Origin of the sequence: Neptuniibacter sp. QD57_21 (genome assembly GCF_047778075.1) — a bacterium.
GTDB lineage: Bacteria > Pseudomonadota > Gammaproteobacteria > Pseudomonadales > Balneatricaceae > Neptuniibacter.
In genome coordinates this window covers 2,930,813-2,957,802 of record NZ_CP180549.1, presented here as the reverse complement: position 1 = coordinate 2,957,802, position 26,990 = coordinate 2,930,813, and the positions used below count along the sequence as shown (strand labels likewise).

Here is a 26,990-nt window from a genome sequence, read left to right as displayed (position 1 = left end):
CAAAATAAACGGTTGACTTTGAATGAGCGCAAAGTAGAATATGCGCCTCGCTTGAGACGAAACGCTGATTCAGCGGAGAGTCAAGAAAGCAACGCTCTTTAACAATTTGATCAGATAATTCGTGTGGGCGCTTGTTGAGAAGAAGCAAACTTTTTCTAGACAAGCAACCAAGTGAATTCATTTAAAGCGATTTACAAAGGTTTAACGTTCTTAAGAATGTTATCCGGTTGTTTAGTACTAGAGCCCGTTACCACATTCCTGGTAACACAAATGATTTAAACTGAAGAGTTTGATCATGGCTCAGATTGAACGCTGGCGGCAGGCCTAACACATGCAAGTCGAACGGTAACATGACTAGCTTGCTAGTTGATGACGAGTGGCGGACGGGTGAGTAACGCGTAGGAATCTACCCAGTAGCGGGGGATAAGCCAGAGAAATTTGGTCTAATACCGCATACGCCCTAAGGGGGAAAGCAGGGGATCTTCGGACCTTGCACTATTGGATGAGCCTGCGTGAGATTAGCTAGTTGGTGAGGTAATGGCTCACCAAGGCGACGATCTCTAGCTGGTCTGAGAGGATGATCAGCCACACTGGAACTGAGACACGGTCCAGACTCCTACGGGAGGCAGCAGTGGGGAATATTGCACAATGGGCGCAAGCCTGATGCAGCCATGCCGCGTGTGTGAAGAAGGCCCTAGGGTTGTAAAGCACTTTCAGCAGTGAGGAAAGGTTAGTAGTTAATACCTGCTAGCTGTGACGTTAACTGCAGAAGAAGCACCGGCTAACTCCGTGCCAGCAGCCGCGGTAATACGGAGGGTGCGAGCGTTAATCGGAATTACTGGGCGTAAAGCGCGCGTAGGTGGATTGGTCAGTCAGATGTGAAAGCCCAGGGCTCAACCTTGGAACTGCACCTGATACTGCCAATCTAGAATACGGTAGAGGGTAGTGGAATTTCCTGTGTAGCGGTGAAATGCGTAGATATAGGAAGGAACACCAGTGGCGAAGGCGACTACCTGGACCGATATTGACACTGAGGTGCGAAAGCGTGGGGAGCAAACAGGATTAGATACCCTGGTAGTCCACGCCGTAAACGATGTCTACTAGCCGTTGGGAGACTTGATCTTTTAGTGGCGCAGCTAACGCGATAAGTAGACCGCCTGGGGAGTACGGCCGCAAGGTTAAAACTCAAATGAATTGACGGGGGCCCGCACAAGCGGTGGAGCATGTGGTTTAATTCGACGCAACGCGAAGAACCTTACCAACTCTTGACATCCAGAGAAGTTACTAGAGATAGTTTCGTGCCTTCGGGAACTCTGAGACAGGTGCTGCATGGCTGTCGTCAGCTCGTGTTGTGAAATGTTGGGTTAAGTCCCGTAACGAGCGCAACCCTTGTCCTTATTTGCCAGCACTTCGGGTGGGAACTCTAAGGAGACTGCCGGTGACAAACCGGAGGAAGGTGGGGACGACGTCAAGTCATCATGGCCCTTACGAGTTGGGCTACACACGTGCTACAATGGCCGGTACAGAGGGCCGCGAACCTGCGAGGGTAAGCTAATCTCAGAAAACCGGTCGTAGTCCGGATTGGAGTCTGCAACTCGACTCCATGAAGTCGGAATCGCTAGTAATCGCGAATCAGAATGTCGCGGTGAATACGTTCCCGGGCCTTGTACACACCGCCCGTCACACCATGGGAGTGGATTGCACCAGAAGTAGCTAGCTTAACCTTCGGGAGGGCGGTTACCACGGTGTGGTTCATGACTGGGGTGAAGTCGTAACAAGGTAGCCCTAGGGGAACCTGGGGCTGGATCACCTCCTTAAACGAAAGCCGATTCTCGGCAAGCGTTCACACGAATTATCTGATCAGAGAAGTTAAGAGCAACGGTGTAGGCTTGTAGCTCAGCTGGTTAGAGCGCACCCCTGATAAGGGTGAGGTCGGTGGTTCAAGTCCACTCAGGCCTACCAATCAATAGCCTTACTGTTTTTCTTGGGGCTATAGCTCAGCTGGGAGAGCGCCTGCTTTGCACGCAGGAGGTCTGCGGTTCGATCCCGCATAGCTCCACCATCATCCTCTGGATGAGAAGGAAGAGTTTTAAAACATATTGTCGTTTAAGACATTATCTTTTAAAGCTTTTTTGCTTTAAACGCTCTTTAACAATTTGGATTTGATTCATTTGATTTAGATTTAAGACATGTAGTTTTACTGCATGCGCCAATTCGGCGAAATCTATCGTTACTAGCAATACAAGTTACTGTGATTCCAGACGCCTTCGGGTTATATGGTCAAGTGACTAAGCGTGCACGGTGGATGCCTTGGCAGTCAGAGGCGATGAAGGACGTTGTAACCTGCGATAAGGTTCGGGGAGGTGGTAAACAACCTTTGATCCGGACATTTCCGAATGGGGAAACCCACCTATTTATAGGTATCTTTTAACTGAATACATAGGTTATTAGAGGCGAACCTGGGGAACTGAAACATCTAAGTACCCAGAGGAAAAGAAATCAACCGAGATTCCCTAAGTAGCGGCGAGCGAACGGGGACTAGCCCTTAAGCTTTATTAGATTTAACAGAACACTCTGGAAAGTGTGGCCATAGTGGGTGATAGCCCCGTATGTGAAAGGTCTTTTAAAGTGAAATCGAGTAGGACGGCACACGTGAAACGCTGTCTGAATATGGGGGGACCATCCTCCAAGGCTAAATACTCCTGACTGACCGATAGTGAACCAGTACCGTGAGGGAAAGGCGAAAAGAACCCCTGTGAGGGGAGTGAAATAGACCCTGAAACCGTGTACGTACAAGCAGTGGGAGCCGTTTTCGGACGGTGACTGCGTACCTTTTGTATAATGGGTCAGCGACTTACTTTTAGTGGCAAGGTTAAGCATTTGCGGAGCCGTAGGGAAACCGAGTCTTAATAGGGCGTCCAGTCGCTAGGAGTAGACCCGAAACCGAGTGATCTATCCATGGGCAGGTTGAAGATGCAGTAACATGCATTGGAGGACCGAACCGACTGTCGTTGAAAAGCCAGCGGATGACTTGTGGATAGGAGTGAAAGGCTAATCAAACTCGGAGATAGCTGGTTCTCCTCGAAAACTATTTAGGTAGTGCCTCGTGTCTAACCATGGGGGGTAGAGCACTGTTTCGGCTAGGGGGTCATCCCGACTTACCAACCCGATGCAAACTCCGAATACCCATGAGTTCAATCACGGGAGACACACGGCGGGTGCTAACGTCCGTCGTGGAAAGGGAAACAACCCAGACCGTCAGCTAAGGTCCCAAAGTTTATGCTAAGTGGGAAACGATGTGGGAAGGCTTAGACAGCTAGGAGGTTGGCTTAGAAGCAGCCACCCTTTAAAGAAAGCGTAATAGCTCACTAGTCGAGTCGGCCCGCGCGGAAGATATAACGGGGCTAAGCATAACACCGAAGCTACGGATGCACTTTGTGCATGGTAGAGGAGCGTTCTGTAAGCTGTTGAAGCGGAAGCTGTAAGGCACCGTGGAGGTATCAGAAGTGCGAATGCTGACATGAGTAACGATAAGGGAGGTGAAAACCCTCCCCGCCGGAAGACCAAGGGTTCCTATCCAACGCTATTCGAGGTAGGGTGAGTCGGCCCCTAAGGAGAGGCTGAAGAGCGTATCCGATGGGAAACAGGTTAATATTCCTGTACTGCTCATAACTGCGATGGGGGGACGGAGAAGGCTAGGCTAGCGCGGCGTTGGTTGTCCGCGTTTAAGATAGTAGGTTTAGAGCTTAGGTAAATCCGGGCTCTTTTAAGACCGAGAATCGATGACGAGGTCCTTTATGGACTGAAGTAGTTGATGCCATGCTTCCAGGAAAATCCTCTAAGCTTCAGGTTATGACTAACCGTACCCTAAACCGACACAGGTGGTCAGGTAGAGAATACTAAGGCGTATGAGAAAACTCGGGTGAAGGAACTAGGCAAAATGGCACCGTAACTTCGGGAGAAGGTGCGCCGGTTTTGGTGATGGGACTTGCTCCCTAAGCTGAGGCCGGTCGAAGATACCAGGTGGCTGCGACTGTTTATTAAAAACATAGCACTCTGCAAACTCGAAAGAGGACGTATAGGGTGTGACGCCTGCCCGGTGCCGGAAGGTTAATTGATGGGGTTAGCGCTTGCGCGAAGCTCTTGATCGAAGCCCCGGTAAACGGCGGCCGTAACTATAACGGTCCTAAGGTAGCGAAATTCCTTGTCGGGTAAGTTCCGACCTGCACGAATGGCGTAACGATGGCCACACTGTCTCCACCCGAGACTCAGTGAAATTGAAATAGCTGTTAAGATGCAGTTTACCCGCGGCTAGACGGAAAGACCCCGTGAACCTTTACTACAGCTTCACAGTGGACTTTGACATTACTTGTGTAGAATAGCTGGGAGGCTTTGAAACCCTGTCGCCAGATAGGGTGGAGCCACCTTTGAAATACCAGCCTGGTAATGTTGAGGTTCTAACCCAGTTCCCTAAGCGGGATCGGGGACATTGTGTGGTGGGTAGTTTGACTGGGGCGGTCTCCTCCCAAAGAGTAACGGAGGAGCACGAAGGTACCCTCAGCATGGTCGGAAATCATGCAATGAGCGCAAGAGTAGAAGGGTGCTTGACTGCGAGACAGACACGTCGAGCAGGTACGAAAGTAGGTTCTAGTGATCCGGTGGTTCTGTATGGAAGGGCCATCGCTCAACGGATAAAAGGTACTCCGGGGATAACAGGCTGATACCGCCCAAGAGTTCACATCGACGGCGGTGTTTGGCACCTCGATGTCGGCTCATCACATCCTGGGGCTGAAGCCGGTCCCAAGGGTATGGCTGTTCGCCATTTAAAGTGGTACGCGAGCTGGGTTTAGAACGTCGTGAGACAGTTCGGTCCCTATCTGCCGTGGGCGTTTGAGATTTGAGAAGAGTTGCTCCTAGTACGAGAGGACCGGAGTGAACGAACCTCTGGTGTACCGGTTGTGATGCCAATTGCATTGCCGGGTAGCTACGTTCGGACGGGATAACCGCTGAAAGCATCTAAGCGGGAAGCCTCCTTCAAGATGAGATCTCACTGGGAACTTGATTCCCCTAAAGGGCCGTTGAAGACTACGACGTTGATAGGTTGGGTGTGGAAGCGCTGTGAGGCGTTGAGCTAACCAATACTAATTGCCCGTGAGGCTTGACCATATAACGCCCAAGGCGTTTGGCAAGTGACTTGTAAGATACGTAAGACGATAGAGAGTAACGAATTAGCGCGTAGTTAAGCTACAGTCGATAAACTATCTAGATCAAATAAAAGAAGAATCAGATCTAAGTTGTAACAGTTTTGCTTGGCGACCATAGAGTTGTGGAACCACCTGAATCCATCCCGAACTCAGACGTGAAACGCAACATCGCCGATGGTAGTGTGGGGCTTCCCCATGTGAGAGTAGGTCATCGCCAAGCATTTAATTAAGAGAAAACCCCGGTCACGATGTGATCGGGGTTTTTTCGTGTTGGGCTAAATAAAGCAAAACAATACTGAACGAAGTACTTACACCAGGCTTAATCCGCATACACTCATGGACTGACCCCGTTTCAGTGGACACCTTTTAACACGCTAGGGGTGTCTTATGTATTTCAAAAAACGTACAGTCTACAGTGACGAATTTAAAACACGAGTGGTGCTGGAATCACTTAAAACTGAGCTAACATTAACTGAGTTTGTAGAGGACCTTCCGATAGCGGTAGGGACATTGCGTGCTTGGAGGCGTCAATATATGTCAGCTCAAGATCCCAAAGCGGTGAATGAAACCGCACCTCGTAAGAGTTACCGTCAGTTAGAACAAGAGTTGGATAAAGTTAAAAAGGAATTGGAACGCTCTCAACTGGAAGTCGATATCTTAAAAAAGACACGAGAGTACTTCAGCGAAGCAAAGTAGAACGCTTTGCATGTATAGAGAAGTACTCAAGTTGCTTACCCGTGTCGCGGTTATGCAGGCTCTATGGTGTTCAGCGCTCGGGTTATTATGCTTGGCTAAATCGTGCTCCATCCCTGCGGGAGCAGATGAATCAAAAGATCTTATCGCGTGCTTTAGAGTTGGCGGATCAATGTCGAGGTGTTTATGGCTACCGCAAATTATGGCAGGCGTTGTTATGTGAGGGCTTTTGTTGTGGGAAAAATCGCCTCTGCCGTTTATTGAAGCGCGTAGGGTATAAGGCACAACTTGTTGTAAGGAAGGCTCGTTACTGCTTGGAAGGAGGTCTGATGCCTCAGCCTAATCTGCTAGATAGGGAGTTTAATCCGAGTCAGATTAATCGTGTATGGGTCTCCGATATTACCCAAGTAGCTTGTCGCGAAGGTTGGTTATATGTATCGATCGTTATGGATTTACATAATCGGGAAATTGTAGGATTTGAATGTTCAAGGCAAGTAACTGCGGATATCGTGCTGAAATCCTTACAAAAAGGTTGGAAGAAAGCTAAGCCGGATCTGACTCATAAATTGCTGTTTCACTCTGATCAAGGGAGTCAGTATCGCAGTGAGCGGGTAATGAGCTGGTTGACGAAAAGAGGCGTTACAATCAGTATGTCTCGTAAAGGTAACTGCTGGGATAATGCGTGTGCAGAGAGCTTCTTCTCGTTGTTGAAAAAGGAATGTACACGTAAGTTAGGGTTGATTACCTGTTCTGAAATGGCGAGAGAAATAGGTCTGTATATCTCTTGCTTCTATAATACGATCAGAAGCCACAGAGTACTGGGGTATGAATCTCCAGTTGGGTTCCGATCTTAAGCAACTGTCCACTTTATCGGGGGCGCTCCAACGCTCCATCTCCAGCAACTAGCAACTGCTATAGACTCTTGTCGCTAGTGCCTTCTTCCTTATTTCTGGTATGCTTAGCGCGCAATGCGAAACCTCTAAGGAAAAATTAATAGATGTATACTGAAGATGATATTCGTCGCCTTAAGTGGCAGAGTCGACGTGGTATGTTGGAACTTGATGTTCTTTTTGTTCCGTTTGTAGAAGAGGCTTTTGCAGACCTAGATGAAGCTGATCAAGATCGCTTTGTAAAGTTATTAGATGAGGAAGATCAGGATCTATTTGTGTGGCTTATGGAGCGCGAAGTGCCAGCTGATCCAGACTTGCAAAGGATTGTGAGGATTATTCTGGAGCGTGTTCAGCCTAAATAACGAATCTATCTCTCCTTCCTGTACCCTGCTTGTTATCTATTGTGGGGTGCATCTTTGTGCGTGCTTTGCACTTTTTTATGCTGCTATTCCGTTACACATCGCTGGTCTAGCTACAGGAGCACTTCTTTTTAGTTTCCTTTTTTATATAAATGAAAGGGTGCTATTAACGTCCCCTCTAGCCGTTGTCGGTATTACATGGAATGGGGAAAGTGGAGGAATTTCGTTGCTGCAGAGAAACCAGCAACGAATAGAAGTGAGCCGTATTAAGCAAAAGGTGATCACTCCGTTTGTGATTGTCATGTTGTGCAAAACCGACTGTCGCTTTTACACTATCCCTGTTGTAATTATGCGTCGGAGCTTCAATGAAAATGCATTTAGGCGGCTACGGGTTCTATTATTATATAGTCCGCTGAATAATCTTAATTCCAGTGGAAATTGATTGGCGTTAAGATTGTATCTAGTGCTTCAGGGCCCTGCTCTGGGAAGTCTAGTGTGTAATGAAGTCCGCGACTTTCCTGCCTTAACATTGCTGAGCGAATAATCAAATCTGCAACGACGGCTAAGTTACGAAGCTCTAGTAGGTCGTTACTAATTTTGTAGTTGCTGTAATATTCACTAATCTCTTGCTGTAACAGATCTATGCGGTGCTTAGCTCGTTGAAGTCGTTTGGTCGTTCTCACGATGCCTACGTAGTCCCACATAAAACGGCGTATCTCATCCCAGTTGTGAGAGATAATGACATCTTCATCTGAGTTAGTTACTTGAGACTCGTCCCATGCCGGGATGATTGATTCATCCAGAGGTGCGGTTAGAGATTGAACGACATCGTCTGAAGCGGATTTTGCATATACAAGGCATTCTAGAAGAGAATTGCTAGCCAATCGATTAGCGCCATGTAGCCCCGTGAACGAGGTTTCACCAATCGCATATAGCCCTGGAATATCGGTGCGCCCTTTTTCGTCCGTCACGACTCCACCACATGTGTAGTGGGCAGCAGGTACAACTGGAATTGGTTCTTTAGTGATGTCGATGCCTAGGCTCTTGCAACGCTTATAGATGGTGGGGAAATGAGACTTAATAAATTCTTTAGATTTGTGGCTGATATCTAAAAATAAGCAGTCGCTACCTAGCCTTTTCATTTCATGGTCGATTGCGCGAGCAACGATATCTCGGGGGGCTAATTCGCCTCGCTCATCGAAGTTATGCATGAACGGCTTGCCATCAGGAAGTAAAAGCTTTCCACCTTCACCACGCACGGCTTCTGTAATCAAAAATGATTTTGCTTGTGGGTGATACAGGCAGGTAGGGTGGAACTGATTAAATTCCATGTTTCCGACACGGCAGCCAGCACGCCAAGCCATGGCGATACCATCACCCGTGGCACCATCCGAATTGCTTGTATATAGATAGGCCTTTGATGCACCACCTGTAGCTAACACAACATGAGGAGCTTGAAATACCTCTACGTGTCCTGTTTCGTCATTAAGAATGTAAGCGCCGACACAACGGTTGTGCGCTAATCCTAGTTTCTTTCGCGTAATGAGGTCGACTGCAATATGGTGTTCGAATAGGTCGATATTTTCAGAGGCTTTGGCTTTCTCTATCAATGTCTGCTGAAGCGCTTTTCCTGTTGCATCTGCAGAATGGATGATTCGGCGATGAGAGTGTCCGCCTTCTTTGGTTAGATGGTAGTCGTCACTATCTTGGGTAAAAGGAACGCCTTGTTCAATCAGCCAGTCAATGCTTTCTCTGCCGTGTTCGACGGTGAATTCCACTGCGTCTTTATGACTAAGGTGCCCGCCAGCAGACATGGTGTCCTCGATATGTGCTTGTGTGCTATCTTCAGTATCGAGTACTGCAGCGATACCGCCTTGAGCCAGCCATGTAGATCCACTCTTAAGTTCTCTTTTACTAAGAACTGCAACACGCGCATTTTGAGCTAAGTGGAGGGCCATGCTAAGTCCAGCAGCGCCACTGCCAATAATTAAAGCGTCGTAGTGATAGTGTTGCGTCATGCTGTGCTCTTCTTAACTTGAGGGTTCTTGGCTTGAAAAATTGAGTGCTTATTTTAGTGGTAAATTCGAGGATAAAACTAGCTAATTACATGTGTTTCATCGGTATTGAGTCACAATTTAGCATTTTTTTTTGGACTTAGGGAACTTAAGCAGTTTTGAATGCTCATAGAAGTGTTCCGGCACTCTGATGAGGTAATATGTTGTATTAGTTGAAAGTTATTGCTGCTTTAGCTTCTATATTTATAGAGACAGGTATTAAGGACAGTTTAAGGAATATTGAGTGTCGAGTGAAAGTCAGACAGCGGTCGATCAAAAGTTAGTCGAACGGGTAAAAGCGGGCGATAAACGTGCTTTTGATCTTCTAGTTAAAAAATACCAACATAAAATTGTTGCGTTGATTGGTCGTTATGTTTACGACCAACATGAAGCATTGGACGTGGCGCAAGAAACTTTCATTAAGGCTTATAGAGCGATACCAAAATTTCGCGGTGATAGTGCTTTCTATACATGGTTATACAGAATAGCTATCAATACAGCCAAAAATCACCTTGTTGCTCGTGGTAGACGTCCTGCTGATGTAGATGTTGAAGATGCCCAGTTCTTTGAAGGTGATAATGCTTTGAAAGATATTGAGACGCCAGAAAATAAATTGTACAAGGACGAGCTTGAAGCGGTGATTCGGAAAACTCTGAATAAACTCCCTGAAGACTTACGGGTGGCTTTAACGCTCAGAGAGTTTGAGGGCATGAGTTATGAAGAGATAGCTGGGGTTATGGATTGCCCTGTGGGAACTGTGAGGTCACGTATCTTTCGAGCACGTGAAGCAATTGATAAAGAAATTATGCCGCTTTTAGCGAGCTGATCCTGCAAAGGTAAATTGAGGTAAATTCTATGGATGATCGATCTACAGAATCTGTTTCGGCATTGATGGATGGTGAAGTCGCAGACTTTGAGTTACGACGTACTCTTGATCGCATAGAGCAGGAGCCAGAATTGGCTGAGCAATGGCAGCGATATCATTTAGTTCGTTCAGTTATGAAAAATGAAGAAGCTGAATTGAGCGGCTTTGATATCAGTAGTCAGGTTATGCAGGCTCTGGAACAAGAGCCTGATTTGGAAGTTGATACTGCTGCACCAGAAGTTAAGTCCGACCCTAAAGGAAGTTTTTTTTGGAAACCGCTTGCTAGCATGACTGCAGCGGCTTCTGTGACGGCAATGGTTATCTTGGGTGCCCAAACCTACAATCAGCCTGTGAACGATACGATTGTTGATAATCGCCCTAACTATGTTCTTCCGGGCAATTCACTTTCTGATGATCTAGTCAGAGCACAGTTTGGTAACCGTTCGATGATTTCATCACAGGGGCAAGAGCCTGAAATTATTCGCTTATCTGAAGGTGTCGAGCGTTATGTGTCTCAGCATAAGCATATGCTTTCGCACCAAGAATCAGGTTGGGAAGCAACATGGTTACCAGAAGGTTTTTCGGGTAAACGTAGAGATGTGATGGCGCATGCTGAAGTACAAATGTTCAGTAATGGACGCCATTCATTTACCGTTTGTGTTGAAAAATTTGGCCGTCAGTCCGTTCCTGAAGGTGCTGTTCAGTCAGATGGTATGGTTACTGTGGGTAAACGCATTGGTGATCAATTTGTAACAGTCGTCGGTGATGTCCCTCTAATGATTGCGGAACGTATCGCTGCATCAGTAGAACGTAAATGATTGAAGAAAGCGGTAAAGTTGTAGAGGTCGATGAGCACGGCGTATGGGTAGAAACGATGCGTCAGAGCGCTTGTGCCAGTTGTGCTGCACGAAATGGTTGTGGGCAAAAATTGCTAGTGCAAGCTGGTCAAGAAAAACGCTTTATATTCTTAGTTAATAACCCTACTTCTTTGAAGGTGCAAGCGGATGACCAAGTCCTCTTAGGTATTGAAGAAGGTGCTTTTATCAAAGCAACAGTATTTATGTATTTGTTGCCATTAATAGCGCTTTTTTTAGGGGCTGTAATAGGTGATTTTATATGGGGTGATGAATTACTTGTGATTGCCTCAGCATTCTTTTCTCTTGTTGCTGGTTTTATGTTTGTTCGGTTTAGTAGTTCTACTTTCTTTAGATCCTGCCAATATCAGCCTACGCTAATTAAAGTTATATAACCCAGTTTTTTGATAGACATAGGTGTTTGTTTTATGAAATCTATATCAAAATTCATTGTCGCAATTTTTTGTTTTATTTCTCTGCCGGTTTATGCTGCAAACTTACCTGATTTTAAATCTTTGGTGAAAGAAGCCTCTCCTGCAGTAGTAAATATCAGTACTGTCCAGAAAAAAGCACGACAGGGTGAATTAAATCCGTTTCAAGGGCCAAATGGCGAAGAAATTCCTGAAATATTTCGCCATTTTTTCCGTATGCCTGAATTTGATCAGGGAGAACGGCCACGCCGTAGAGCCCCTCAATCTTTAGGGTCTGGTTTTATTATTTCTGACGATGGATACCTGCTAACCAATCATCATGTTATTGCTGGGGCTGATCAGGTTATCGTGCGCTTAGCTGATCGTAGGGAGTTAGAAGCTGAAGTCATCGGTTCTGATGAGCGCTCTGATGTAGCGCTGTTAAAAATCGATGCTGAGGACCTACCGACAGTTGAGCTGGGAGAGTCTAAAGCGCTTGATGTTGGTGAGTGGGTACTTGCGATAGGCTCACCATTTGGTTTTGATCATAGTGTGACAGCGGGTATTGTCAGTGCCAAAGAACGTGCATTAGCGGGCGATACTTATGTTCCGTTCATCCAAACTGATGTAGCTATTAATCCGGGGAATTCTGGAGGCCCATTATTTAATCTGGATGGTGAAGTCGTTGGGATTAACTCTCAGATTTACACTCGTTCCGGTGGTTTTATGGGGCTGTCCTTTGCTATACCTATTGATGTCGCGATGGATGTTGCGGATCAATTAAGGAAGCATGGTTATGTGACTCGCGGGTGGCTAGGTGTGGTTATTCAAGAGGTTAACCGTGATCTTGCTGAATCATTTGGCTTAGATAAGCCGGCAGGGGCTTTAGTGGCAAAAGTGTTACCTAATAGTCCAGCAGAAAAATCCGGTCTTCTAGAGGGTGATATTATTCTTAAATTTGAAGGTGCGGATATTATTCGATCTTCAGATTTACCTCACCATGTAGGTCGAGTAACGCCAGGTAAGAAAGCTAAGGTTTCAGTCATTCGTGCGGGGCGTGAAATGACCATTAAGGTCGAAATCGAGGCATTACCAACGCAGGATGAGCTTGCTAAAACTAACGTTCGAAAGCCAAAAGATGATAAAGGCAATCGTCTAAATATTCAGGTGGCTGAACTTGACCAAAAACGTAAAGAAAAATGGCAAGTGAGTAAAGGCGTTGTTGTTCGTAAAGTTCTACAAGGACCAGGTTCAGATGCAGGTCTGATGGTTGGTGATGTCATTACTATGCTAAATGGCGAACAGATTGCCAGCGTTTCTGACTTCAATAAAGTATCTACCGATATAGCATCTGGAAAGTCGGTTCCGATGCGGATTGTTAGGCGAGGAAGTCCGTTATTTATTCCATTACGAGTATCGGATTAAGTTGTATAAAATTCTAAGGGGGCTAAGGCCCCCTTTTTCGTAGCCCAGTTTAAGCAAATGCTGTAAACTTGCGCCTTTCCAGCGAGTATTAGAGTAGCGGTAGCCTGCACGTGAGCAACCTTAAAAATATCCGAAATTTTTCTATTATTGCCCATATCGACCACGGTAAGTCGACTTTGGCCGATCGTTTTATCCAAATGTGCGGTGGCTTAAGTGACCGTGAAATGGAAGCTCAGGTTCTTGATTCCATGGATTTGGAACGTGAGCGTGGTATTACCATTAAAGCGCAGAGTGTTACTCTGAATTACAAGGCGCAAGATGGTGAAACTTACCAGCTTAACTTTATCGATACACCGGGCCACGTAGATTTCTCCTATGAGGTTTCTCGTTCTTTAGCCGCTTGTGAAGGTGCGCTTTTGATCGTTGATGCTGCGCAGGGTGTAGAAGCTCAGTCAGTTGCTAACTGCTATACAGCAATCGAGCAAGGTCTAGAGGTTGTCCCAATTCTAAACAAAATGGACCTGCCTCAGGCTGAGCCGGAGCGAGTTCGTGTCGAGATTGAAGAAGTTATCGGTATTGATGCTACCGATGCAGTAGCTTGTTCGGCTAAAAGCGGTATGGGTGTAGAAGACGTTCTTGAACAGTTGGTTAAGGAAATTCCACCGCCTGAAGGTGATGTTGATGCTCCTCTACAAGCCCTAATTATTGATTCTTGGTTTGATAATTACCTAGGCGTTGTTTCTCTGGTGCGTGTAACTCAGGGTACATTGCGTAAGAAAGACAAGATTCTAGTTAAATCTACCGGTCAAAACTATCAAGCAGAATCGGTAGGTATTTTTACACCTAAGCAGAAAGAAACCGGTGTTTTGCATGCAGGTGAAGTAGGCTTTATTGTTGCGGGTGTTAAAGACATTCATGGTGCACCTGTAGGTGACACATTGACCCATGTTAAAACGCCAGAGGTCGAAAGCCTTCCTGGTTTCCAGAAAGTACAACCTCAGGTTTATTCTGGTCTATTCCCAACAAGCTCTGATGATTATCAAGATTTCCGTGAAGCATTAGATAAGTTGACGTTGAATGATGCTTCGTTGTTCTTTGAGCCAGAAACATCAGATGCACTTGGTTTCGGTTTCCGTTGTGGCTTCTTGGGTATGCTGCACATGGAGATCATTCAAGAGCGCCTTGAACGTGAATATAATCTGGATTTGATCACTACAGCTCCAACTGTAATTTATGAGTTGGAGATGAATAATGGTGATGTCATACAGATTGATAGCCCTTCTAAGCTTCCTGATCCTGGTTCAATCAACGAGATGCGTGAGCCAATTGTTGAAGCTAATATCCTTGTTCCACAAGATTATCTAGGACAGGTGATCGGACTGTGTGTTGAGAAGCGTGGTATTCAAAAACAGATGAACTACGTAGGTAACCAAGTACAGATTACTTATGAACTACCGATGGCGGAAGTCGTTTTGGATTTCTTCGACCGTTTGAAGTCTGTAAGTCGTGGTTATGCTTCTCTTGAATATAATTTTATACGCTTTGATCCTGCGAAATTGGTGCGTATGGATATTCTTATCAATGGTGATAAGGTCGATGCCTTAGCCGTTATTCTGCATCGTGATAATGCTCAATTCCGTGGCCGTCAGCTATGTGAAAAGATGAAAGAGGTTATTCCTCGTCAGATGTTTGATGTGGCAATTCAGGCTGCTCTTGGTGGTAAGGTCATTGCGCGTACAACAGTTAAAGCATTGCGTAAGAACGTAACCGCGAAGTGTTATGGTGGTGACGTAAGCCGTAAGAAGAAACTGCTACAGAAGCAGAAAGAAGGTAAGAAACGTATGAAGCAGGTGGGTAGTGTAGAGATCCCACAGGATGCGTTCCTTGCAGTACTTAAAGTTGATAGTTAATTATCAGGAAGGGCATTGTTAGATGGATTTTGATTTCGCATTAGTACTGGTTGCGTTAACTTTCATCTCCGGCATCGTTTGGTTTTACGACCGAATCTCTTTGAAACCACAAAGAGATGAAAAGCTGAGAGCTGCTTCTGCCCAGGCGGAAGGACCGCTTCCTGATGAAGCCATTGAACAGATTAATCGTGTATCGGGTTGGGTCGATACGGGTCGATCAATGTTTCCAGTGCTGTTCATCGTTTTGGTATTAAGGTCATTCCTAGTAGAGCCTTTTCAGATTCCATCTGGCTCAATGTTACCGACGTTGAAGATTGGCGACTTTATCTTGGTAAATAAATTTCACTATGGGCTTCGTTTACCTGTTTTGAATACTAAGTTTATTGAGATTAATGATCCTGAGCGTGGTGATGTGGTTGTATTTAAATTCCCTGAAAAACCATCTATTAACTATATTAAGAGAGTAGTGGGGCTTCCGGGCGATGTAATTCGTTACCAAAACAAGAAATTGTTTATAAACGGAAAAGAGCAATCCCAACAGTTGTTGGCGCAATTACCACCACAAAATCCACAACGCTTGTTAATTAATGAAAATTTAGATGGTGTTGAACATCAAATGTATAGAGATGTTCGCAGACCAGCTCAGAATATGGAGTGGACTGTACCTGAAGGTCATTACTTTATGGTTGGAGATAATCGCGATAATAGTAATGATAGTCGCAGGTGGGGCTTTGTATCTGAAGATCTTCTAGTAGGTAAGGCATTTGCAGTTTGGATGCATTGGCCTACCTTTTTAAGTATACCGTCATTTGGCGATGTTCGTGTGATTGAGTAATGGAGGCTCATATGAGATCTACTCTGAAGCACCAAGCAGGTGCATCAATGTTCTCTATTCTTATAGTACTTATTGTTGCAGGCTTTTTGTTTACTATTGCATTCAAACTTATGCCAGCCTATATGGATCATAGAACTATAAATTCTGTTCTTGTAGATGCGATGAATGACCCAGATGAACTTGCTAAAGGAGCAAGAGGAATACGAATTGGGATGACAAAGAAACTGATTATTAATCAAGTTAAATTACCATCAAATGATGGTTTACGAATTGTTCAAAAAGAAGGAATAATTACAGCGATACTTGATTATGAAGTGCGCGTTCCAATGTTTGGTAACGTAGACGCGGTTGTATTTTTTACTGAAGAATATGAAGCAGAAGCCCCTTGATTAAACCAGTATCTGATTTAGCCCGTCGTATAGGGCATCCATTTGCCGATGAATCTTTGTTTGAGTTGGCACTCACACACCGTAGTTGCGGGAAGAAAAATAATGAACGCCTAGAATTTCTAGGCGATTCTATATTGAACTTCGTTATAGCTGACGACTTATTTGCAAGATTCCCCCAAGCTAAAGAGGGTGAATTGAGCCGCTTGCGTGCACGTATGGTTAAAGGTGTTACCTTGTCTGAAGTAGCCCGTGAATTGGGTTTAGGTGATTACCTACGTTTAGGTAGCGGTGAGCTCAAGAGTGGTGGTTTCCGTAGAGATTCAATTCTAGCTGATGCTGTAGAAGCTATTATTGGTGCTATCTATCTAGATTCCGATATGGAAACAGCCCGTGGATTTATTCTTTCTTGGTTTAAAGCGCGTTTAGAGAAATTAGACCTAAATGAGACTCTTAAAGACTCTAAAACACGCTTGCAGGAGTTTCTACAATCGCGTCGTTTAGCTTTGCCAACTTATGAATTAATCAATGTAGAGGGCGAAGCTCATGATCAAACCTTTTATATCGATTGTACAGTAGCAGGCTTAGCTAAGCCTGCAAAAGGTATTGGTAGTAGTCGCCGACAGGCTGAACAAGAAGCAGCAAAACATGCGCTGATAGAGTTGCAGGTGGAGAAATAGTTATGGCTGAAGATTTAATGCACCTGCTGGAGCCTCGTAATCCAGATCAAAAATGTGGCTTCGTAGCGATTGTTGGTCGCCCTAATGTTGGTAAATCGACATTGATGAACCACATCTTAGGACAGAAATTGAGTATTACTTCGCGTAAGCCTCAGACAACTCGTCATCAGATTATGGGTATCAAAACTGAAGATGATCTACAGATTGTTTATGTGGATACCCCAGGTTTACATAAAGATGACGGGAAAAAAGCTTTAAACCGTTATATGAACAAAGCTGCATCAGACGCATTGCGTGATGTTGATGTTGTTGTTTTTATTGTTGACCGAACTGCTTGGACTGAAGAAGACCAGATGGTACTGGACAAGGTCAAGCATGCTCGTTGTCCGGTTATCTTAGCTGTAAACAAAGTTGATCAACTGAAAGACAAAACGGCTTTATTACCTCAGATGCAGACACATTCTGAGCGTATGGACTTTGCTGAAATGATTCCGCTTTCAGCTAAAGATGGCCATAACGTAGAGCAGCTTGAAGAGTTAATCGCCAAGCATATTCCTGAGGGTATGCATCACTTTCCTGAAGATCAGCTAACAGATAAAAGCTCACGCTTCATGGCTGCGGAAATGGTTCGTGAAAAGCTGATGCGTAACTTAGGGGATGAGATCCCTTACGGTACTACCGTAGAGATAGAAGAGTTTAAATACGCCAAAAACGGTGTTCTCCATGTGAGTGCGCTAATCCTAGTAGAGCGTGATGGTCAGAAGCGAATTGTTATTGGGGATAAAGGTTCTCGAATCAAAACAATTGGCCGTGATGCTCGCATGGATATGGAGCGTATGTTTGATGCTAAAGTAATGCTTAACCTATGGGTTAAAGTTCGTCGTGGTTGGGCGGATGATGAAAGGGCATTACGTAGTTTGGGTTATGACAATACCTAAAAAGCATGAGTCATTCTGATCCGCAGGCGGCTTATGTCCTCCATAGCCGCCCTTATCGCGATACCAGTCTTATCGTTGATTTCTTCACTCTAGAACATGGTAAAGTTTCCGCTGTTGTTCAGGGTGCACGCAGACCCAAATCAAAATTACGTGCATCAGTACAACCTTTTGTACCTATTCAGGTTACATGGCGTGGACGTAACGATCTCAAAACATTAACTCAAGCCGAGCCTGTTGCTGCTATGTTGTTCCTGAATGGCGATGCGCTGCTTTGTGGACTTTATGTAAATGAATTGTTAGAACGTTTGCTCCAGCCATTTGATAGTCACCCGAAACTCTATGTTTATTATCAGTATGTTTTAAATGAGTTAGTATCTGGTGAAGATATAGAGGGAGCGCTACGCACCTTTGAGCATCGTTTACTTGATGATCTTGGTGTATTGCCAGAGCTGGAACAAGAATCTGCTGATTTAGTATATTGTTTTAACCCTGAACATGGCTTTGTTCCTGTTGGCGCAGTAACAGATAAAAATAAGGCGTCTTGTTTTTATGGTTGGCAGTTGTCTGCGATTGCTGTTGATGATTATTCAGATATTCAAGTTCGCAGAGCTGCTAAGCGCTTGATGCGAAATTTAATTGATCGTGCTTTGGGGCAAAAGCCCTTGCGTAGCCGAGAGCTATTTCAAAAAATGTGAGGAAAGTGGTGTGATTGAACCATCCCGTTTGTTATTAGGGGTCAATATTGACCATGTCGCTACGATTCGCCAAGCGCGTGGTACACGCTACCCGGATACTGTTCAGGCTGCTGCGCTAGCGGAAGAGGCTGGTGCCGATGGTATTACAATTCATCTGCGAGAAGATCGTCGCCATATCCAAGATCGTGATGTTTATCTTTTGAAAGAGACATTACAGACACGTATGAACTTCGAGATGGCTGTGACTGAAGAGATGATTGCCATTGCTGAAGATGTAAAGCCTACTCATTGCTGTTTAGTTCCAGAGAAGCGTGAAGAGTTGACGACCGAAGGTGGTTTGGATGTCGCTGGTCAAGAAGAGCGGGTGAAAGAAGCTTGTGATCGATTAGCTGCGGCAGGTATCGAGGTGTCTCTATTTATTGATCCGGAGCCAGCACAGATTAATGCAACTATTCGTTGTGGTGCTCCAGTGATTGAATTGCATACAGGTGCTTACGCAGAAGCTGAATCTTCTGCAGAACAGGCAGATGAGCTGAAACGTATCCGTGAAGCAGCTACCTATGCTTACCAAAAAGGCCTAATTGTAAACGCCGGCCATGGTTTGCATTATCATAATGTTGAGCAGATCGCTGAAATTCCTGAGATGAATGAGCTTAATATTGGCCACGGGATTATTGCGCGTGCCTTATTTGTTGGTTTAAAAGAAGCGGTATCTGAAATTAAGCAACAGATGCTTCAGGCCCAAGCTCGAATTCAGCCGCAAAGAGATGCATTAAAGCGATGATTCGAGGTATCGGGACCGATATTCTTCAGATCAGCCGCATGGAGCAGGCGTTGGACAGAACGCCTGCCTTGCCGCAACGTATCTTATCTACTTCCGAATATGAACAGTTCCTCAAAGTATCCAATCCACCTCTGTTTCTAGCTAAACGTTTTTGTGCCAAAGAAGCGGTATCTAAAGCTTTAGGCACAGGTATTGGGCGAGGCGTTAGTTGGAAGCATATTGAGATTACGAAAGATAAGAATGGTCGACCCGAAGTGAGTCTATCAGGAGGTGCTGCAGAGCGCGCCGAAAAGCTTGAAGTTGCATGTATGCATCTAAGTTACAGTGATGAGAAAGATTACATTGTTGCGTTTGTTATTGCTGAGGGATGAAGAGTTCTATGACTAGGATTTGTGTCGTTACAGGTGGTTCTGTTGGTATAGGACGAGCTGTCGTTGAGCGTTTATTAGATGACGGTTACAAGGTTTATAACTTAGACCTGAGTGAATCTGAGGTCGGCGAATTTATTCAATGTGACATGACTGATTCAAATCAGGTTACACAAGCTATTGATCATGTCATCAAGGAATCTGGCAGGATTGATGGTGTTGTATCCAATGCCGGAATTCATTTCTCCGCAACTATAGAAGACACTTTAGAAGCGGACTTTGATCGAGTGATGGCGATTAATGTAAAGGGGGCCTATTTCCTTTTACAATCTGTACTACCTCACATGCGACAGCAAGGCTCGGGCTCAATTGTTTTGTTAGGCTCGGATCAGTCTGTTATTGCTAAAAGAAACTCTTTTGCTTACAACATGAGTAAAGCGGCGCTTGCTTCAATGGCTAAGACCACAGCATTAGATTACGCTTCTTTTGGAATTCGAGCTAATGCTGTTTGCCCCGGAACCATAGAAACACCACTTTACCACAATGCAATTGACCGCTATTGTGAGAGCAGCGGAAGTGAAAAAAGTGTTGTACATCAAGAAGAAGCAGCTTTGCAGCCATTAGGGCGTATAGGCCAGCCAGAGGAGGTTGCTGCACTTGTTGCATTATTGATTGGTGATGATGCTCGTTTTATTACCGGTAGTTTGCAGTTAATTGATGGTGGTTATACAGCCCAGTAATTGAGCTGTAAAAGTGAAACTTGCGATCTAAAGGCGGTATATGAGTAGAGTGATAGACCCGCATCTGCACCTGTTTAATCTTGAAAAAGGGGATTATCACTGGCTGCAAGAAGGGCACACGCCTGAATGGTCTGATAAAAATAAGATTAGGCGCGGTTATAGCGAAGGTGATTTAAGCCAATCAGGCTCAGCAGATATTGTAGGTTTTGTACATATCGAAGCGGGTTTTGATAATTCCCATCCGTGGCGTGAATTGGAGTGGCTTGAAAGTCATTGTGAGTTACCTTTTCGTTCAATAGCTTATCTTGATCTAACTTCCGATAGCTTTGATGAGCATCTGGAAAAACTACAAGAATTGAAGTCATTAGTTGGTGTGAGATATATCTTAGATAATGCCGCTCAGGAAGTGTTGTCCAATCCAAATGTCTTTAAACGTCTTGCGGTACTATCTGATAACCAGCTAATTTTCGAAGCTCAGCTGTCTTTATCTGATCCAGGTGCGTCTTGTGCACTTGCGGATGTAATGCAACAGTTGCCAAATTTAAAGGTCGTGATTAACCATTGCGGGTCACCTGTACAGCTGAATGAACAGTGGATGCACTCGATTACTCGGCTAGCACATCATCCAGAATGTTCTATTAAATGCTCTGGTTGGGAGATGTTTAATCGTGATTGGAGTTCGGAGCAGGCCAAACCTATTATAAGTTTTGCCGTTAGGCAATTTGGGCTTACTCGGGTGATGTTGGCGAGTAACTTCCCTGTTTCTGAATTGGCTTGTAGTTATGAAGATTTATGGCAGAGGTATCTCAAAGAGATGAAGTGGAAGGGCTTTGAGAAAGAGATGCTGATATTTGAAAACGCTAAGCGAATATACCAGTTAGATATCGATTAGCGTGATTAGAAAATAAAAAGGGCGCCTGATAGCGCCCTTTTTATATGAAGTAGAAAATTACTTAACTTCAATACGCGGTGAACGCATTACTACCTCATCGTTCAATTCGATACCAATTCCAGGCTCTTCAGAAACTTGGAAGAAGCCGTCTACTGGTTGAGGGTCTTGAATACAAAGCTCACGGTTCCATTGCTTAATCGCATAGGTGTGATGTTCATGGATTAAGAAGTTTGGAATCGCTGTTTCAAGATGCAAAGAGGCCGCTGTTGCTACTGGGCCACCACAAACGTGGGCTTGAATTCGAACGTCGTATACGTCTGCGTAATCACAAACCTTTTTCGTTTCTGTAAATCCACCACATAAACCGATATCTGGTTGTAGTACATCTAGACTTTGATCTTCAAGATACGGACGAACACCCCAGCGGTTATACAAACGTTCGCCACCGGCAATTGGAACATTTACTTTGTCGGCTACGCGTTTATGCAGCTCCGAGTTTAAGTAGTTCACTGGCTCTTCAAAGTACATGCAGCGTGCTTCTTCGACCAACTCACCCAATTGAATCGCGGTTGAAGCGCCTGGCAAACTGTGACATTCAAAAATGATATCACCGTCATCACCCATGGTTTCACGGATAGCCATTAAGCGGTCGCGGAACATCTTCATCTCTTTGTTAGTAAAGAGCTTAGTACGATCGAAGAAGGTTTCGCCCTTTTCGTTATACATGATCGGATCGACTTTTACAGCGTCATAACCTTCTGCCAGCGCTTTTTCAGTCGCTTTTGCATAATCTTCAGGATCTGTTAGGGCTTTAAATTCTGAATCCCAATCAAATTGAAGCTGGCTGGCATAAGTGCGTAGTTTATCGTTAACTTTACCGCCAAGCAGTTGGTAAACAGGTAGATCTAGAGCCTTACCTTTAATGTCCCATAACGCAGTATCGATCGCACTCATTGCAGCATAGATAATAGGGCCGCCACCTAGACCCCAAAAGCTACCACGTAGCATTAGGTTCCAAAGGTCTTCAGTTTGGAATGGGTCACGACCAAGCAGCATCTCTTCTGCAAATTCTTTAATCATGTTTGCAGCAGCACTATGACCTAGGTCGTAAGCTAAGCCCGCTTCACCTACACCGCTGATGCCTTCATCTGTGTGTACTCGAACAAATACCGGATTCCAAACAGGACGATCCGGACAGTGAATATCAAAAATTTCTACGCGATTTATTTTCATGAATCAGCCTTATTATTCGGTAATTTTCAGATTATTGCGCAAAGCTTGGATCAAGTCGGTAGGCTTTACGAAGCATTGCAGGCCATGACTTCTGTCCACCGGTAGTTCCTGAATGAACGACATTTGCTTGTTTAGATATGCCATCAACGATTTCTGGAGCCACTTCTATAGCATCTTGACCTGTTGATTGAATTAATAATTGAATTTCACAAGCACGTTGTAGGTCATACATGCGCATAAATGCATCGCCTACGGTCGGACCAACGGTGAGAGCGCCATGGTTAGGAAGTAAAAGGTGGTTGTTATTACCCAAATCTTCTTTTAAACGCACTTTCTCATCCTGATTAACAGCAAGGCCCTCATACTGGTGATAACCCAATGAAGCCAATTGGAAACAGGAATATTGGCTAAGGGGTAATAGCCCGCATTTTAGGGAAGCTACCGCAATAGATTCTTTTGTATGCAAGTGAAGAACACAGTGTGCATCACTGCGTACAGAGTGAACGGCGCTGTGGATAGTAAAACCTGCAGGGTTAATATTGAAAGGAGTATCGTCGAGAACATTTCCTTCAAGATCAACCTTAACCAAGTTTGATGCGGTAACTTCATCAAATGTCAGGCCAAATGCATTTACCAGATAATGATCTGTTTCTGGCACTTTTGCTGAAATATGGGTATAGATTAGATCTCCCCAGCCTAAATCTTCCACTAGCCTGTAGCAGGCGGCTAGATCTACCCGTACCTGCCATTCCTCTGGAGAAACTTTGTTTTTTAAATTGAGTTGTGGAAGCTCCAGCATAAAAAATCCTCTGGCTTAAATAGATGTGCCTTTGACGAGCAATATTGATTGCCAGAATTATACAGGGAGCGACGAAATAAAGAACATGATGCCAATGAAATGATTATTCACTAATAAGAATTATTTGCATTTGGTTTCTTCTTAGATAATAATGATTCCTATTACTGATAAGGGGAGTTGTTATGAATAGCCCTGTTAATAAATCCGCATTGGAATTTCCAGTTATTGCTTTTGTTGGTGCTGTTGCATTAGGTTTTATGTTTCTTCCATTTGTTGGTTAATATTTTCTTTAGCTAAACGATCAAACCCATGTTTGGTTGTTGTGAGCTAGCTAAAGGCTTTAGTTTAGATCGATTTTGTCTGCTCAGTACTGACGGCTCTAAAGAGAGCTGATAAAGAAAAGTTTCCCTCACCTAGTAGCATGATGACTTGGCTGCCTCCCAGGCATAGCATTGCCCATTCGTATCCGCCATCGCTTCCATAAAACCCTTGGGGAAAGTGAAAGTATATTGCGACGCCCATCATTAATGTGAGTAAAAAGCCTGCGATTCTGCTTGCTAGACCTAATACAAGGCACCATCCCGCAATTAGTTCGATAGATGCTGTAATTAGAGCAAGCCAAAAAGCTTGTTCGGAGTTCAAGAAAGGAAACAAACTATTAATTATTTCAGCAAATGGAATGATTGCCTGGGTGAAGTAGGCGGTCCAGTTATCGAGTTCCCACAAAAGCCAGACGCTTTCTAAGCCAAATTTATCACAAGCATGGACAATAAAAATTGAGCCAAGCGTAAGCCTTAATCCCAGAAGGGCTAAATCCATTTGCATCTAGATCCTATCACTTTAATTGAGAAAGTAATAGATAATGATTCTCATCATTGTTTTTTTCAAGGGTTAGTTTAAAATATCACGCTTTGTGCATATAACCTGATGTTGGGGTGTCTGAGTGAGGACTTTTTTTTTGGTGTTTTTGGGCTGCTTGTCTGGAGTTGTTTTTGCCGCTGAGCCTGAAGAAGCCTCTGATGTGGTTGATCGTTTGATCAATAGGACAGACCTAGGTAAAAATTTGCAAACGCTTGATGATTATTACTCGCAGATTAACCAGAAGTTAAATAAGCAAGTAAAGAATCGGCATCGAGACCCATTCGAAAGGTTGGTACAGCAAGAGCTTAAGGTAGAGCAAAAGGCTGCAAAACCAAGATTTATTCCACGCCAGAAAACGGCAGAGTCTCTAGGGGCTTCAAGTATTTTAAATAAGACCCTCGCAGGTAAAAGGGAGCAAGATCAAGGAGGGCTGCCTGTTATGCAGTTTCGTGGGTTTATCAAATCAGATGAAGAAAAGGCTGGGCTTTTAGAGATTGAAGGGCAAGGAACCTTTGTTGTGCATGAAGGTGATAAGGTCGGTTTACAGCAGTTAGGTGGCGATATGGTGATCCGAGTTGTAGAGATTAATGCTCTCAACCTGATTGTTGAGTTTGGAAGTCTGGGTGAAAAGGTAGTAGTGCAGTGAAACGTTTTTTTAGTGTTTTCCTAATTGTCGCTTCTTTGCTGGTGGGTAGCGTTCAGGCGGGATCTCGTATTGAGTTTGTTGAATTTAAGGATGCTGAAATACGTGATGCCGCTCGTATTCTTTCCTCAATGACGGGGGCGAATATTGCTGTAACAAAAGAGGCTAGTTCGGAAAAGGTTACTTTGTTATTGCAAAATACAGAACTGAAGCACGCAGTAGAAATGCTATCTCGAGTGGCGGGCCTTTGGTACCGATATAGCAAGTTAGGGAATAGTTACATCATTATGACTGAGAAGCAGTATCAGGATGATATTGTGGTTTATAGAGATGACGTGATTCGGACTTTTACGCTTCGTCATCAAAATGTAAGTACCACCGCTGTCACTATTCAGAGCTTATTTGGTGATCGTGTACGCCTTTCTCTCCAGCAGGGGAATGATGATTTTCAGGGATTGGATCTAGAGGTAGGGGATACCAATGAGGCCACTACGATAAATAGTGATTCTGATGATTCGAACGAGATAAAGATCCAAGAATTGGAGCGCGAAGAATTTGATCAAGCTGATGGGAACCAGGTTGCCGAAAAATCACTTTCAAAAGGTGCGCTTCGCCAGTTAGGTGGTGCAGAAGAGGTTTCTGAAGATTCCGCCAATAAATTATTGGGCGCGAAAACACCAATTTATATAGCAACCAACAAAATTCATAACCTGCTCCATGTTCGTACTAGCGACGAAAATGCTTTGGCTGAAATCGCTCACTTAATAGAAGAAAGTGATAAGCCTACGCCTCAAGTTTTGCTTGAGATGAAGATTGTGAAGATAGATGTGGGCGAAGGCTATGAGCAGGATTTTGATCTTAGTTTTAATGATGCCTTGAATGTAACTGGTAACTATCAGGCATTAGAAAGCCAAAGTCCGAGTAGTTTAGATTTGAGGAATGCTCAGTATCAAACAAGTGGGGTTGGTATAAATGAGCTAACAAATACTTTTTCGCAACTGTTAGGTAAAAAAAGTACTGGCTTTGGATTTAACGAAGTTGATGGCGGCTTTTACGAGTTCTTCAGTAACTATGTAACTGCGAAAGTAGCTTTTTTAGAACAGAATAATCAAGCAGAAGTTGTGGCTAAGCCTGTGATGTTGGCTTCTAACAATCGACCAGCACGCTTGTTTATCGGCTCTGAGCAGGTTGTGCCGGTTAATTTAGAAACGGATACTGAATTTTCTGCAGCAAACAATAATGGTGACCGAACCTCCAGTACTACAACAACCTTAGAAACCGAGCGTCGTAAAATCGGTAATACCCTGATTCTATTGCCGAGTGTCAATGCTGATCGAACGGTGACAATTGATATATTTCAAGATACTTCCAGTATTGAAAGAAATGGTATGAATTTTCCTTTTTTTAATTCTGAAACTAATCGTATAGAAACGATTCCTCTGGATGCCGTTCAGGAATCCAATGTGAAAACTGTTGTAGTTGCAAAAGACGGTAAGACTATTGCGCTCGGAGGGATGATTACGAGTGAGCAGTCTGACTATGAAACGGTTGTTCCCTTGCTTGGTCAAGTTCCTATTATTGGCGAAATGTTTCGCTCTAAAGAGGAAAGGGATGAAAAGTCTCAGTACGTGATGCTGATCACCCCCCATGTATTGATGAACCCGGAAGAATCTGAAGATCAAAGCCGAAAGGTTAAAGAGTTTGCACCAGAAGTTGATGCGCAATCTTTAGCGCAAAATTCAAAACAGTATTCGGTTGCCGATTATATTCGCTTAACGCGTTACGCAGCGCAGATTGGTCGAGGTGATGATATTGAAAAGCCAAAGGGATTGGTCGATGTACCAGTAACCTTGTCACCTCTATCATTTATTTTCTCTGATTCTTCCTTGAGTGTTTGGCCTGTGGGGAGTTGGCAGCAAAATGGTTTGCATATCACTTTGCTTAAAGCGCGTAACCACCTTGATAAGTCTAGATCCATTGATCTGACTGAATTACCTGGTAATTGGTTGGCTTCTGCTGCAGGTCAAGAGCGACTAGCAGCTTTTGGGCAGGCTGGTGATGAAGGGGATTTGTATCTGTTATCTAGAATGCCTTTCAACCAAGTTGTCGCTGAAGTAAATAGTAAAGGGAAGCAATGATGGCTGTTTTAACTAAATTTCTAGCGTTTGCTTGTGTGCTTATTCTATCGGGCTGTACGCTGAATCAAACGAATCAGTCTCATACCGCATTTGAGGTAGGTGCTTCTATCAAGCCTGCTTCTGCAATTTCTCTATACGTATATCCACATACTGAGTCTGTTAGTGGTGAAGATCAGTCAGGCTACTTTATTGAGTTTGATTTGGCTGATAAATCGGATATTCCAACCATTAAATATCAAGACTGATTTACTTAAATGTAAAAAACGTAAATTAAGCTATTGACATATATGATGGCAATAATGATAATGATTCGCACTTAGATTGATTGGAAATC

Annotated in this window: 25 protein-coding genes, 2 tRNA genes and 3 rRNA genes; 26 read left to right on the top strand and 4 right to left on the bottom strand. The window is 44.2% G+C overall.

Going from position 1 to position 26,990, the window contains the following annotated elements:
- The first annotated feature begins 277 nt into the window (after nucleotides 1-277).
- The 9 genes from ACMXYS_RS13360 (at nucleotide 278) to ACMXYS_RS13320 (ending at nucleotide 7,588) form a co-directional block, all read left to right on the top strand.
- A 16S ribosomal RNA gene (locus tag ACMXYS_RS13360) occupies nucleotides 278-1,817 on the top strand.
- Between the two features lie 68 nt (nucleotides 1,818-1,885).
- Nucleotides 1,886-1,962 (top strand) — tRNA-Ile (locus ACMXYS_RS13355).
- A gap of 24 nt (nucleotides 1,963-1,986) precedes the next feature.
- Nucleotides 1,987-2,062: transfer RNA gene (locus ACMXYS_RS13350), tRNA-Ala, on the top strand.
- A 216-nt stretch (nucleotides 2,063-2,278) separates the two neighbouring features.
- Nucleotides 2,279-5,166 (top strand): 23S ribosomal RNA (locus tag ACMXYS_RS13345).
- A 142-nt stretch (nucleotides 5,167-5,308) separates the two neighbouring features.
- A 5S ribosomal RNA gene (gene rrf, locus ACMXYS_RS13340) occupies nucleotides 5,309-5,424 on the top strand.
- The 16S, 23S and 5S rRNA genes sit together here with 2 tRNA genes alongside, the layout of an rRNA operon.
- Before the next feature lie 167 nt (nucleotides 5,425-5,591).
- On the top strand, nucleotides 5,592-5,900 hold the full coding sequence (locus tag ACMXYS_RS13335) for a transposase (protein WP_415896834.1): 309 nt from the start codon (nucleotides 5,592-5,594) through the stop codon (nucleotides 5,898-5,900).
- Nucleotides 5,831-6,751 (top strand): IS3 family transposase, encoded by a 921-nt coding sequence (locus ACMXYS_RS13330; protein ID WP_415898252.1) that lies wholly within the window; start codon nucleotides 5,831-5,833, stop codon nucleotides 6,749-6,751. The genes ACMXYS_RS13335 and ACMXYS_RS13330 overlap by 70 nt, the downstream gene beginning before the upstream one ends.
- A gap of 143 nt (nucleotides 6,752-6,894) precedes the next feature.
- Nucleotides 6,895-7,149, top strand: coding sequence for a succinate dehydrogenase assembly factor 2 (locus ACMXYS_RS13325; RefSeq protein ID WP_415896833.1), 255 nt, complete (start codon nucleotides 6,895-6,897; stop codon nucleotides 7,147-7,149).
- Nucleotides 7,133-7,588 (top strand): protein YgfX, encoded by a 456-nt coding sequence (locus tag ACMXYS_RS13320; protein ID WP_415896832.1) that lies wholly within the window; start codon nucleotides 7,133-7,135, stop codon nucleotides 7,586-7,588. Before ACMXYS_RS13325 ends, ACMXYS_RS13320 begins: the two co-directional genes overlap by 17 nt.
- On the opposite strand, the gene nadB is transcribed toward ACMXYS_RS13320, so the two are convergent.
- On the bottom strand, nucleotides 7,569-9,164 hold the full coding sequence (gene nadB, locus ACMXYS_RS13315) for an L-aspartate oxidase (protein WP_415882163.1): 1,596 nt from the start codon (nucleotides 9,162-9,164) through the stop codon (nucleotides 7,569-7,571). The two genes, ACMXYS_RS13320 and nadB, sit on opposite strands and share 20 nt — an antisense overlap.
- 280 nt (nucleotides 9,165-9,444) lie before the next feature.
- Between nadB and rpoE the strand changes: the two genes are divergently transcribed.
- From rpoE to ACMXYS_RS13245, 14 genes are all read left to right on the top strand, one after another.
- Nucleotides 9,445-10,026 carry an RNA polymerase sigma factor RpoE gene (gene rpoE, locus ACMXYS_RS13310; protein ID WP_415896831.1) on the top strand — a complete coding sequence of 194 codons (582 nt, stop codon included), beginning with the start codon at nucleotides 9,445-9,447 and terminating at the stop codon, nucleotides 10,024-10,026.
- A gap of 29 nt (nucleotides 10,027-10,055) precedes the next feature.
- Nucleotides 10,056-10,883 (top strand): MucB/RseB C-terminal domain-containing protein, encoded by an 828-nt coding sequence (locus tag ACMXYS_RS13305; protein WP_415896830.1) that lies wholly within the window; start codon nucleotides 10,056-10,058, stop codon nucleotides 10,881-10,883.
- Nucleotides 10,880-11,314 (top strand): SoxR reducing system RseC family protein, encoded by a 435-nt coding sequence (locus ACMXYS_RS13300; RefSeq protein ID WP_415896829.1) that lies wholly within the window; start codon nucleotides 10,880-10,882, stop codon nucleotides 11,312-11,314. The genes ACMXYS_RS13305 and ACMXYS_RS13300 overlap by 4 nt, the downstream gene beginning before the upstream one ends.
- A 33-nt stretch (nucleotides 11,315-11,347) precedes the next feature.
- The gene (locus ACMXYS_RS13295; RefSeq protein WP_415896828.1) at nucleotides 11,348-12,754 is read left to right on the top strand and encodes a DegQ family serine endoprotease; all 1,407 of its coding nucleotides are present in this window, start codon (nucleotides 11,348-11,350) and stop codon (nucleotides 12,752-12,754) included.
- A 110-nt stretch (nucleotides 12,755-12,864) separates the two neighbouring features.
- Nucleotides 12,865-14,664, top strand: coding sequence for a translation elongation factor 4 (lepA, locus tag ACMXYS_RS13290; RefSeq protein WP_415882158.1), 1,800 nt, complete (start codon nucleotides 12,865-12,867; stop codon nucleotides 14,662-14,664).
- 22 nt (nucleotides 14,665-14,686) lie between these two features.
- The gene (gene lepB / locus ACMXYS_RS13285) at nucleotides 14,687-15,499 is read left to right on the top strand and encodes a signal peptidase I (RefSeq protein ID WP_415896827.1); all 813 of its coding nucleotides are present in this window, start codon (nucleotides 14,687-14,689) and stop codon (nucleotides 15,497-15,499) included.
- 11 nt (nucleotides 15,500-15,510) lie between these two features.
- A complete protein-coding gene (locus ACMXYS_RS13280) occupies nucleotides 15,511-15,888 on the top strand; it encodes a DUF4845 domain-containing protein (RefSeq protein ID WP_415896826.1) in 378 nt (125 codons plus the stop codon).
- Nucleotides 15,885-16,565, top strand: coding sequence for a ribonuclease III (rnc, locus tag ACMXYS_RS13275; protein ID WP_415882155.1), 681 nt, complete (start codon nucleotides 15,885-15,887; stop codon nucleotides 16,563-16,565). Before ACMXYS_RS13280 ends, rnc begins: the two co-directional genes overlap by 4 nt.
- Nucleotides 16,566-16,567: 2 nt before the next feature.
- Nucleotides 16,568-17,503: a GTPase Era gene (gene era / locus ACMXYS_RS13270; RefSeq protein WP_415882154.1), complete on the top strand. Its 936-nt coding sequence runs from the start codon at nucleotides 16,568-16,570 to the stop codon at nucleotides 17,501-17,503.
- Nucleotides 17,504-17,508: 5 nt separating this feature from the next.
- Complete coding sequence (gene recO, locus ACMXYS_RS13265; RefSeq protein WP_415882153.1) at nucleotides 17,509-18,198, top strand: DNA repair protein RecO; 690 nt, start codon at nucleotides 17,509-17,511, stop codon at nucleotides 18,196-18,198.
- A gap of 13 nt (nucleotides 18,199-18,211) precedes the next feature.
- On the top strand, nucleotides 18,212-18,982 hold the full coding sequence (gene pdxJ, locus ACMXYS_RS13260; RefSeq protein ID WP_415898251.1) for a pyridoxine 5'-phosphate synthase: 771 nt from the start codon (nucleotides 18,212-18,214) through the stop codon (nucleotides 18,980-18,982).
- Nucleotides 18,979-19,353: a holo-ACP synthase gene (acpS, locus tag ACMXYS_RS13255; protein ID WP_415896825.1), complete on the top strand. Its 375-nt coding sequence runs from the start codon at nucleotides 18,979-18,981 to the stop codon at nucleotides 19,351-19,353. Before pdxJ ends, acpS begins: the two co-directional genes overlap by 4 nt.
- 8 nt (nucleotides 19,354-19,361) lie before the next feature.
- A complete protein-coding gene (locus ACMXYS_RS13250; RefSeq protein ID WP_415896824.1) occupies nucleotides 19,362-20,090 on the top strand; it encodes an SDR family NAD(P)-dependent oxidoreductase in 729 nt (242 codons plus the stop codon).
- Between the two features lie 40 nt (nucleotides 20,091-20,130).
- Nucleotides 20,131-20,982 carry an amidohydrolase family protein gene (locus tag ACMXYS_RS13245; protein ID WP_415896822.1) on the top strand — a complete coding sequence of 284 codons (852 nt, stop codon included), beginning with the start codon at nucleotides 20,131-20,133 and terminating at the stop codon, nucleotides 20,980-20,982.
- A 57-nt stretch (nucleotides 20,983-21,039) separates the two neighbouring features.
- Here ACMXYS_RS13245 and ACMXYS_RS13240 read toward each other — a convergent pair whose 3' ends face one another.
- From ACMXYS_RS13240 to ACMXYS_RS13230, 3 genes are all read right to left on the bottom strand, one after another.
- Nucleotides 21,040-22,215, bottom strand: a complete 1,176-nt coding sequence (locus tag ACMXYS_RS13240) for a mandelate racemase/muconate lactonizing enzyme family protein (RefSeq protein ID WP_415896820.1) — start codon at nucleotides 22,213-22,215, stop codon at nucleotides 21,040-21,042.
- A gap of 31 nt (nucleotides 22,216-22,246) precedes the next feature.
- Nucleotides 22,247-23,014 carry a class II aldolase/adducin family protein gene (locus ACMXYS_RS13235; RefSeq protein WP_415882147.1) on the bottom strand — a complete coding sequence of 256 codons (768 nt, stop codon included), beginning with the start codon at nucleotides 23,012-23,014 and terminating at the stop codon, nucleotides 22,247-22,249.
- Nucleotides 23,015-23,359: 345 nt separating this feature from the next.
- Nucleotides 23,360-23,839, bottom strand: a complete 480-nt coding sequence (locus tag ACMXYS_RS13230) for a DoxX family protein (protein ID WP_415896818.1) — start codon at nucleotides 23,837-23,839, stop codon at nucleotides 23,360-23,362.
- Nucleotides 23,840-23,957: 118 nt separating this feature from the next.
- Here ACMXYS_RS13230 and ACMXYS_RS13225 point away from each other — a divergent pair, with 118 nt between their 5' ends.
- Genes ACMXYS_RS13225 through ACMXYS_RS13215 form a run of 3 tightly spaced genes read left to right on the top strand, consistent with a single transcriptional unit; the run spans nucleotide 23,958 to nucleotide 26,901 of the window.
- Nucleotides 23,958-24,521 (top strand): hypothetical protein, encoded by a 564-nt coding sequence (locus tag ACMXYS_RS13225; RefSeq protein ID WP_415896817.1) that lies wholly within the window; start codon nucleotides 23,958-23,960, stop codon nucleotides 24,519-24,521.
- Entirely contained in the window at nucleotides 24,518-26,656 is a 2,139-nt protein-coding gene (locus ACMXYS_RS13220; protein ID WP_415896816.1) for a DUF3438 family protein, read from the top strand. The genes ACMXYS_RS13225 and ACMXYS_RS13220 overlap by 4 nt, the downstream gene beginning before the upstream one ends.
- Entirely contained in the window at nucleotides 26,653-26,901 is a 249-nt protein-coding gene (locus ACMXYS_RS13215) for a hypothetical protein (protein WP_415896815.1), read from the top strand. The genes ACMXYS_RS13220 and ACMXYS_RS13215 overlap by 4 nt, the downstream gene beginning before the upstream one ends.
- Nucleotides 26,902-26,990 lie beyond the last annotated feature (89 nt).

Coding starts and splice junctions, on each gene's coding strand:
- ACMXYS_RS13335 (WP_415896834.1), top strand. CDS start 5,592: ATGTATTTCAAAAAACGTACAGTCTACAGTGACGAATTTAAAACACGA.
- ACMXYS_RS13325 (WP_415896833.1), top strand. CDS start 6,895: ATGTATACTGAAGATGATATTCGTCGCCTTAAGTGGCAGAGTCGACGT.
- nadB (WP_415882163.1), bottom strand. CDS start 9,164: ATGACGCAACACTATCACTACGACGCTTTAATTATTGGCAGTGGCGCT.
- ACMXYS_RS13305 (WP_415896830.1), top strand. CDS start 10,056: ATGGATGATCGATCTACAGAATCTGTTTCGGCATTGATGGATGGTGAA.
- ACMXYS_RS13300 (WP_415896829.1), top strand. CDS start 10,880: ATGATTGAAGAAAGCGGTAAAGTTGTAGAGGTCGATGAGCACGGCGTA.
- ACMXYS_RS13295 (WP_415896828.1), top strand. CDS start 11,348: ATGAAATCTATATCAAAATTCATTGTCGCAATTTTTTGTTTTATTTCT.
- lepB (WP_415896827.1), top strand. CDS start 14,687: ATGGATTTTGATTTCGCATTAGTACTGGTTGCGTTAACTTTCATCTCC.
- ACMXYS_RS13280 (WP_415896826.1), top strand. CDS start 15,511: ATGAGATCTACTCTGAAGCACCAAGCAGGTGCATCAATGTTCTCTATT.
- era (WP_415882154.1), top strand. CDS start 16,568: ATGGCTGAAGATTTAATGCACCTGCTGGAGCCTCGTAATCCAGATCAA.
- recO (WP_415882153.1), top strand. CDS start 17,509: ATGAGTCATTCTGATCCGCAGGCGGCTTATGTCCTCCATAGCCGCCCT.
- acpS (WP_415896825.1), top strand. CDS start 18,979: ATGATTCGAGGTATCGGGACCGATATTCTTCAGATCAGCCGCATGGAG.
- ACMXYS_RS13250 (WP_415896824.1), top strand. CDS start 19,362: ATGACTAGGATTTGTGTCGTTACAGGTGGTTCTGTTGGTATAGGACGA.
- ACMXYS_RS13245 (WP_415896822.1), top strand. CDS start 20,131: ATGAGTAGAGTGATAGACCCGCATCTGCACCTGTTTAATCTTGAAAAA.
- ACMXYS_RS13240 (WP_415896820.1), bottom strand. CDS start 22,215: ATGAAAATAAATCGCGTAGAAATTTTTGATATTCACTGTCCGGATCGT.
- ACMXYS_RS13235 (WP_415882147.1), bottom strand. CDS start 23,014: ATGCTGGAGCTTCCACAACTCAATTTAAAAAACAAAGTTTCTCCAGAG.
- ACMXYS_RS13230 (WP_415896818.1), bottom strand. CDS start 23,839: ATGCAAATGGATTTAGCCCTTCTGGGATTAAGGCTTACGCTTGGCTCA.
- ACMXYS_RS13215 (WP_415896815.1), top strand. CDS start 26,653: ATGATGGCTGTTTTAACTAAATTTCTAGCGTTTGCTTGTGTGCTTATT.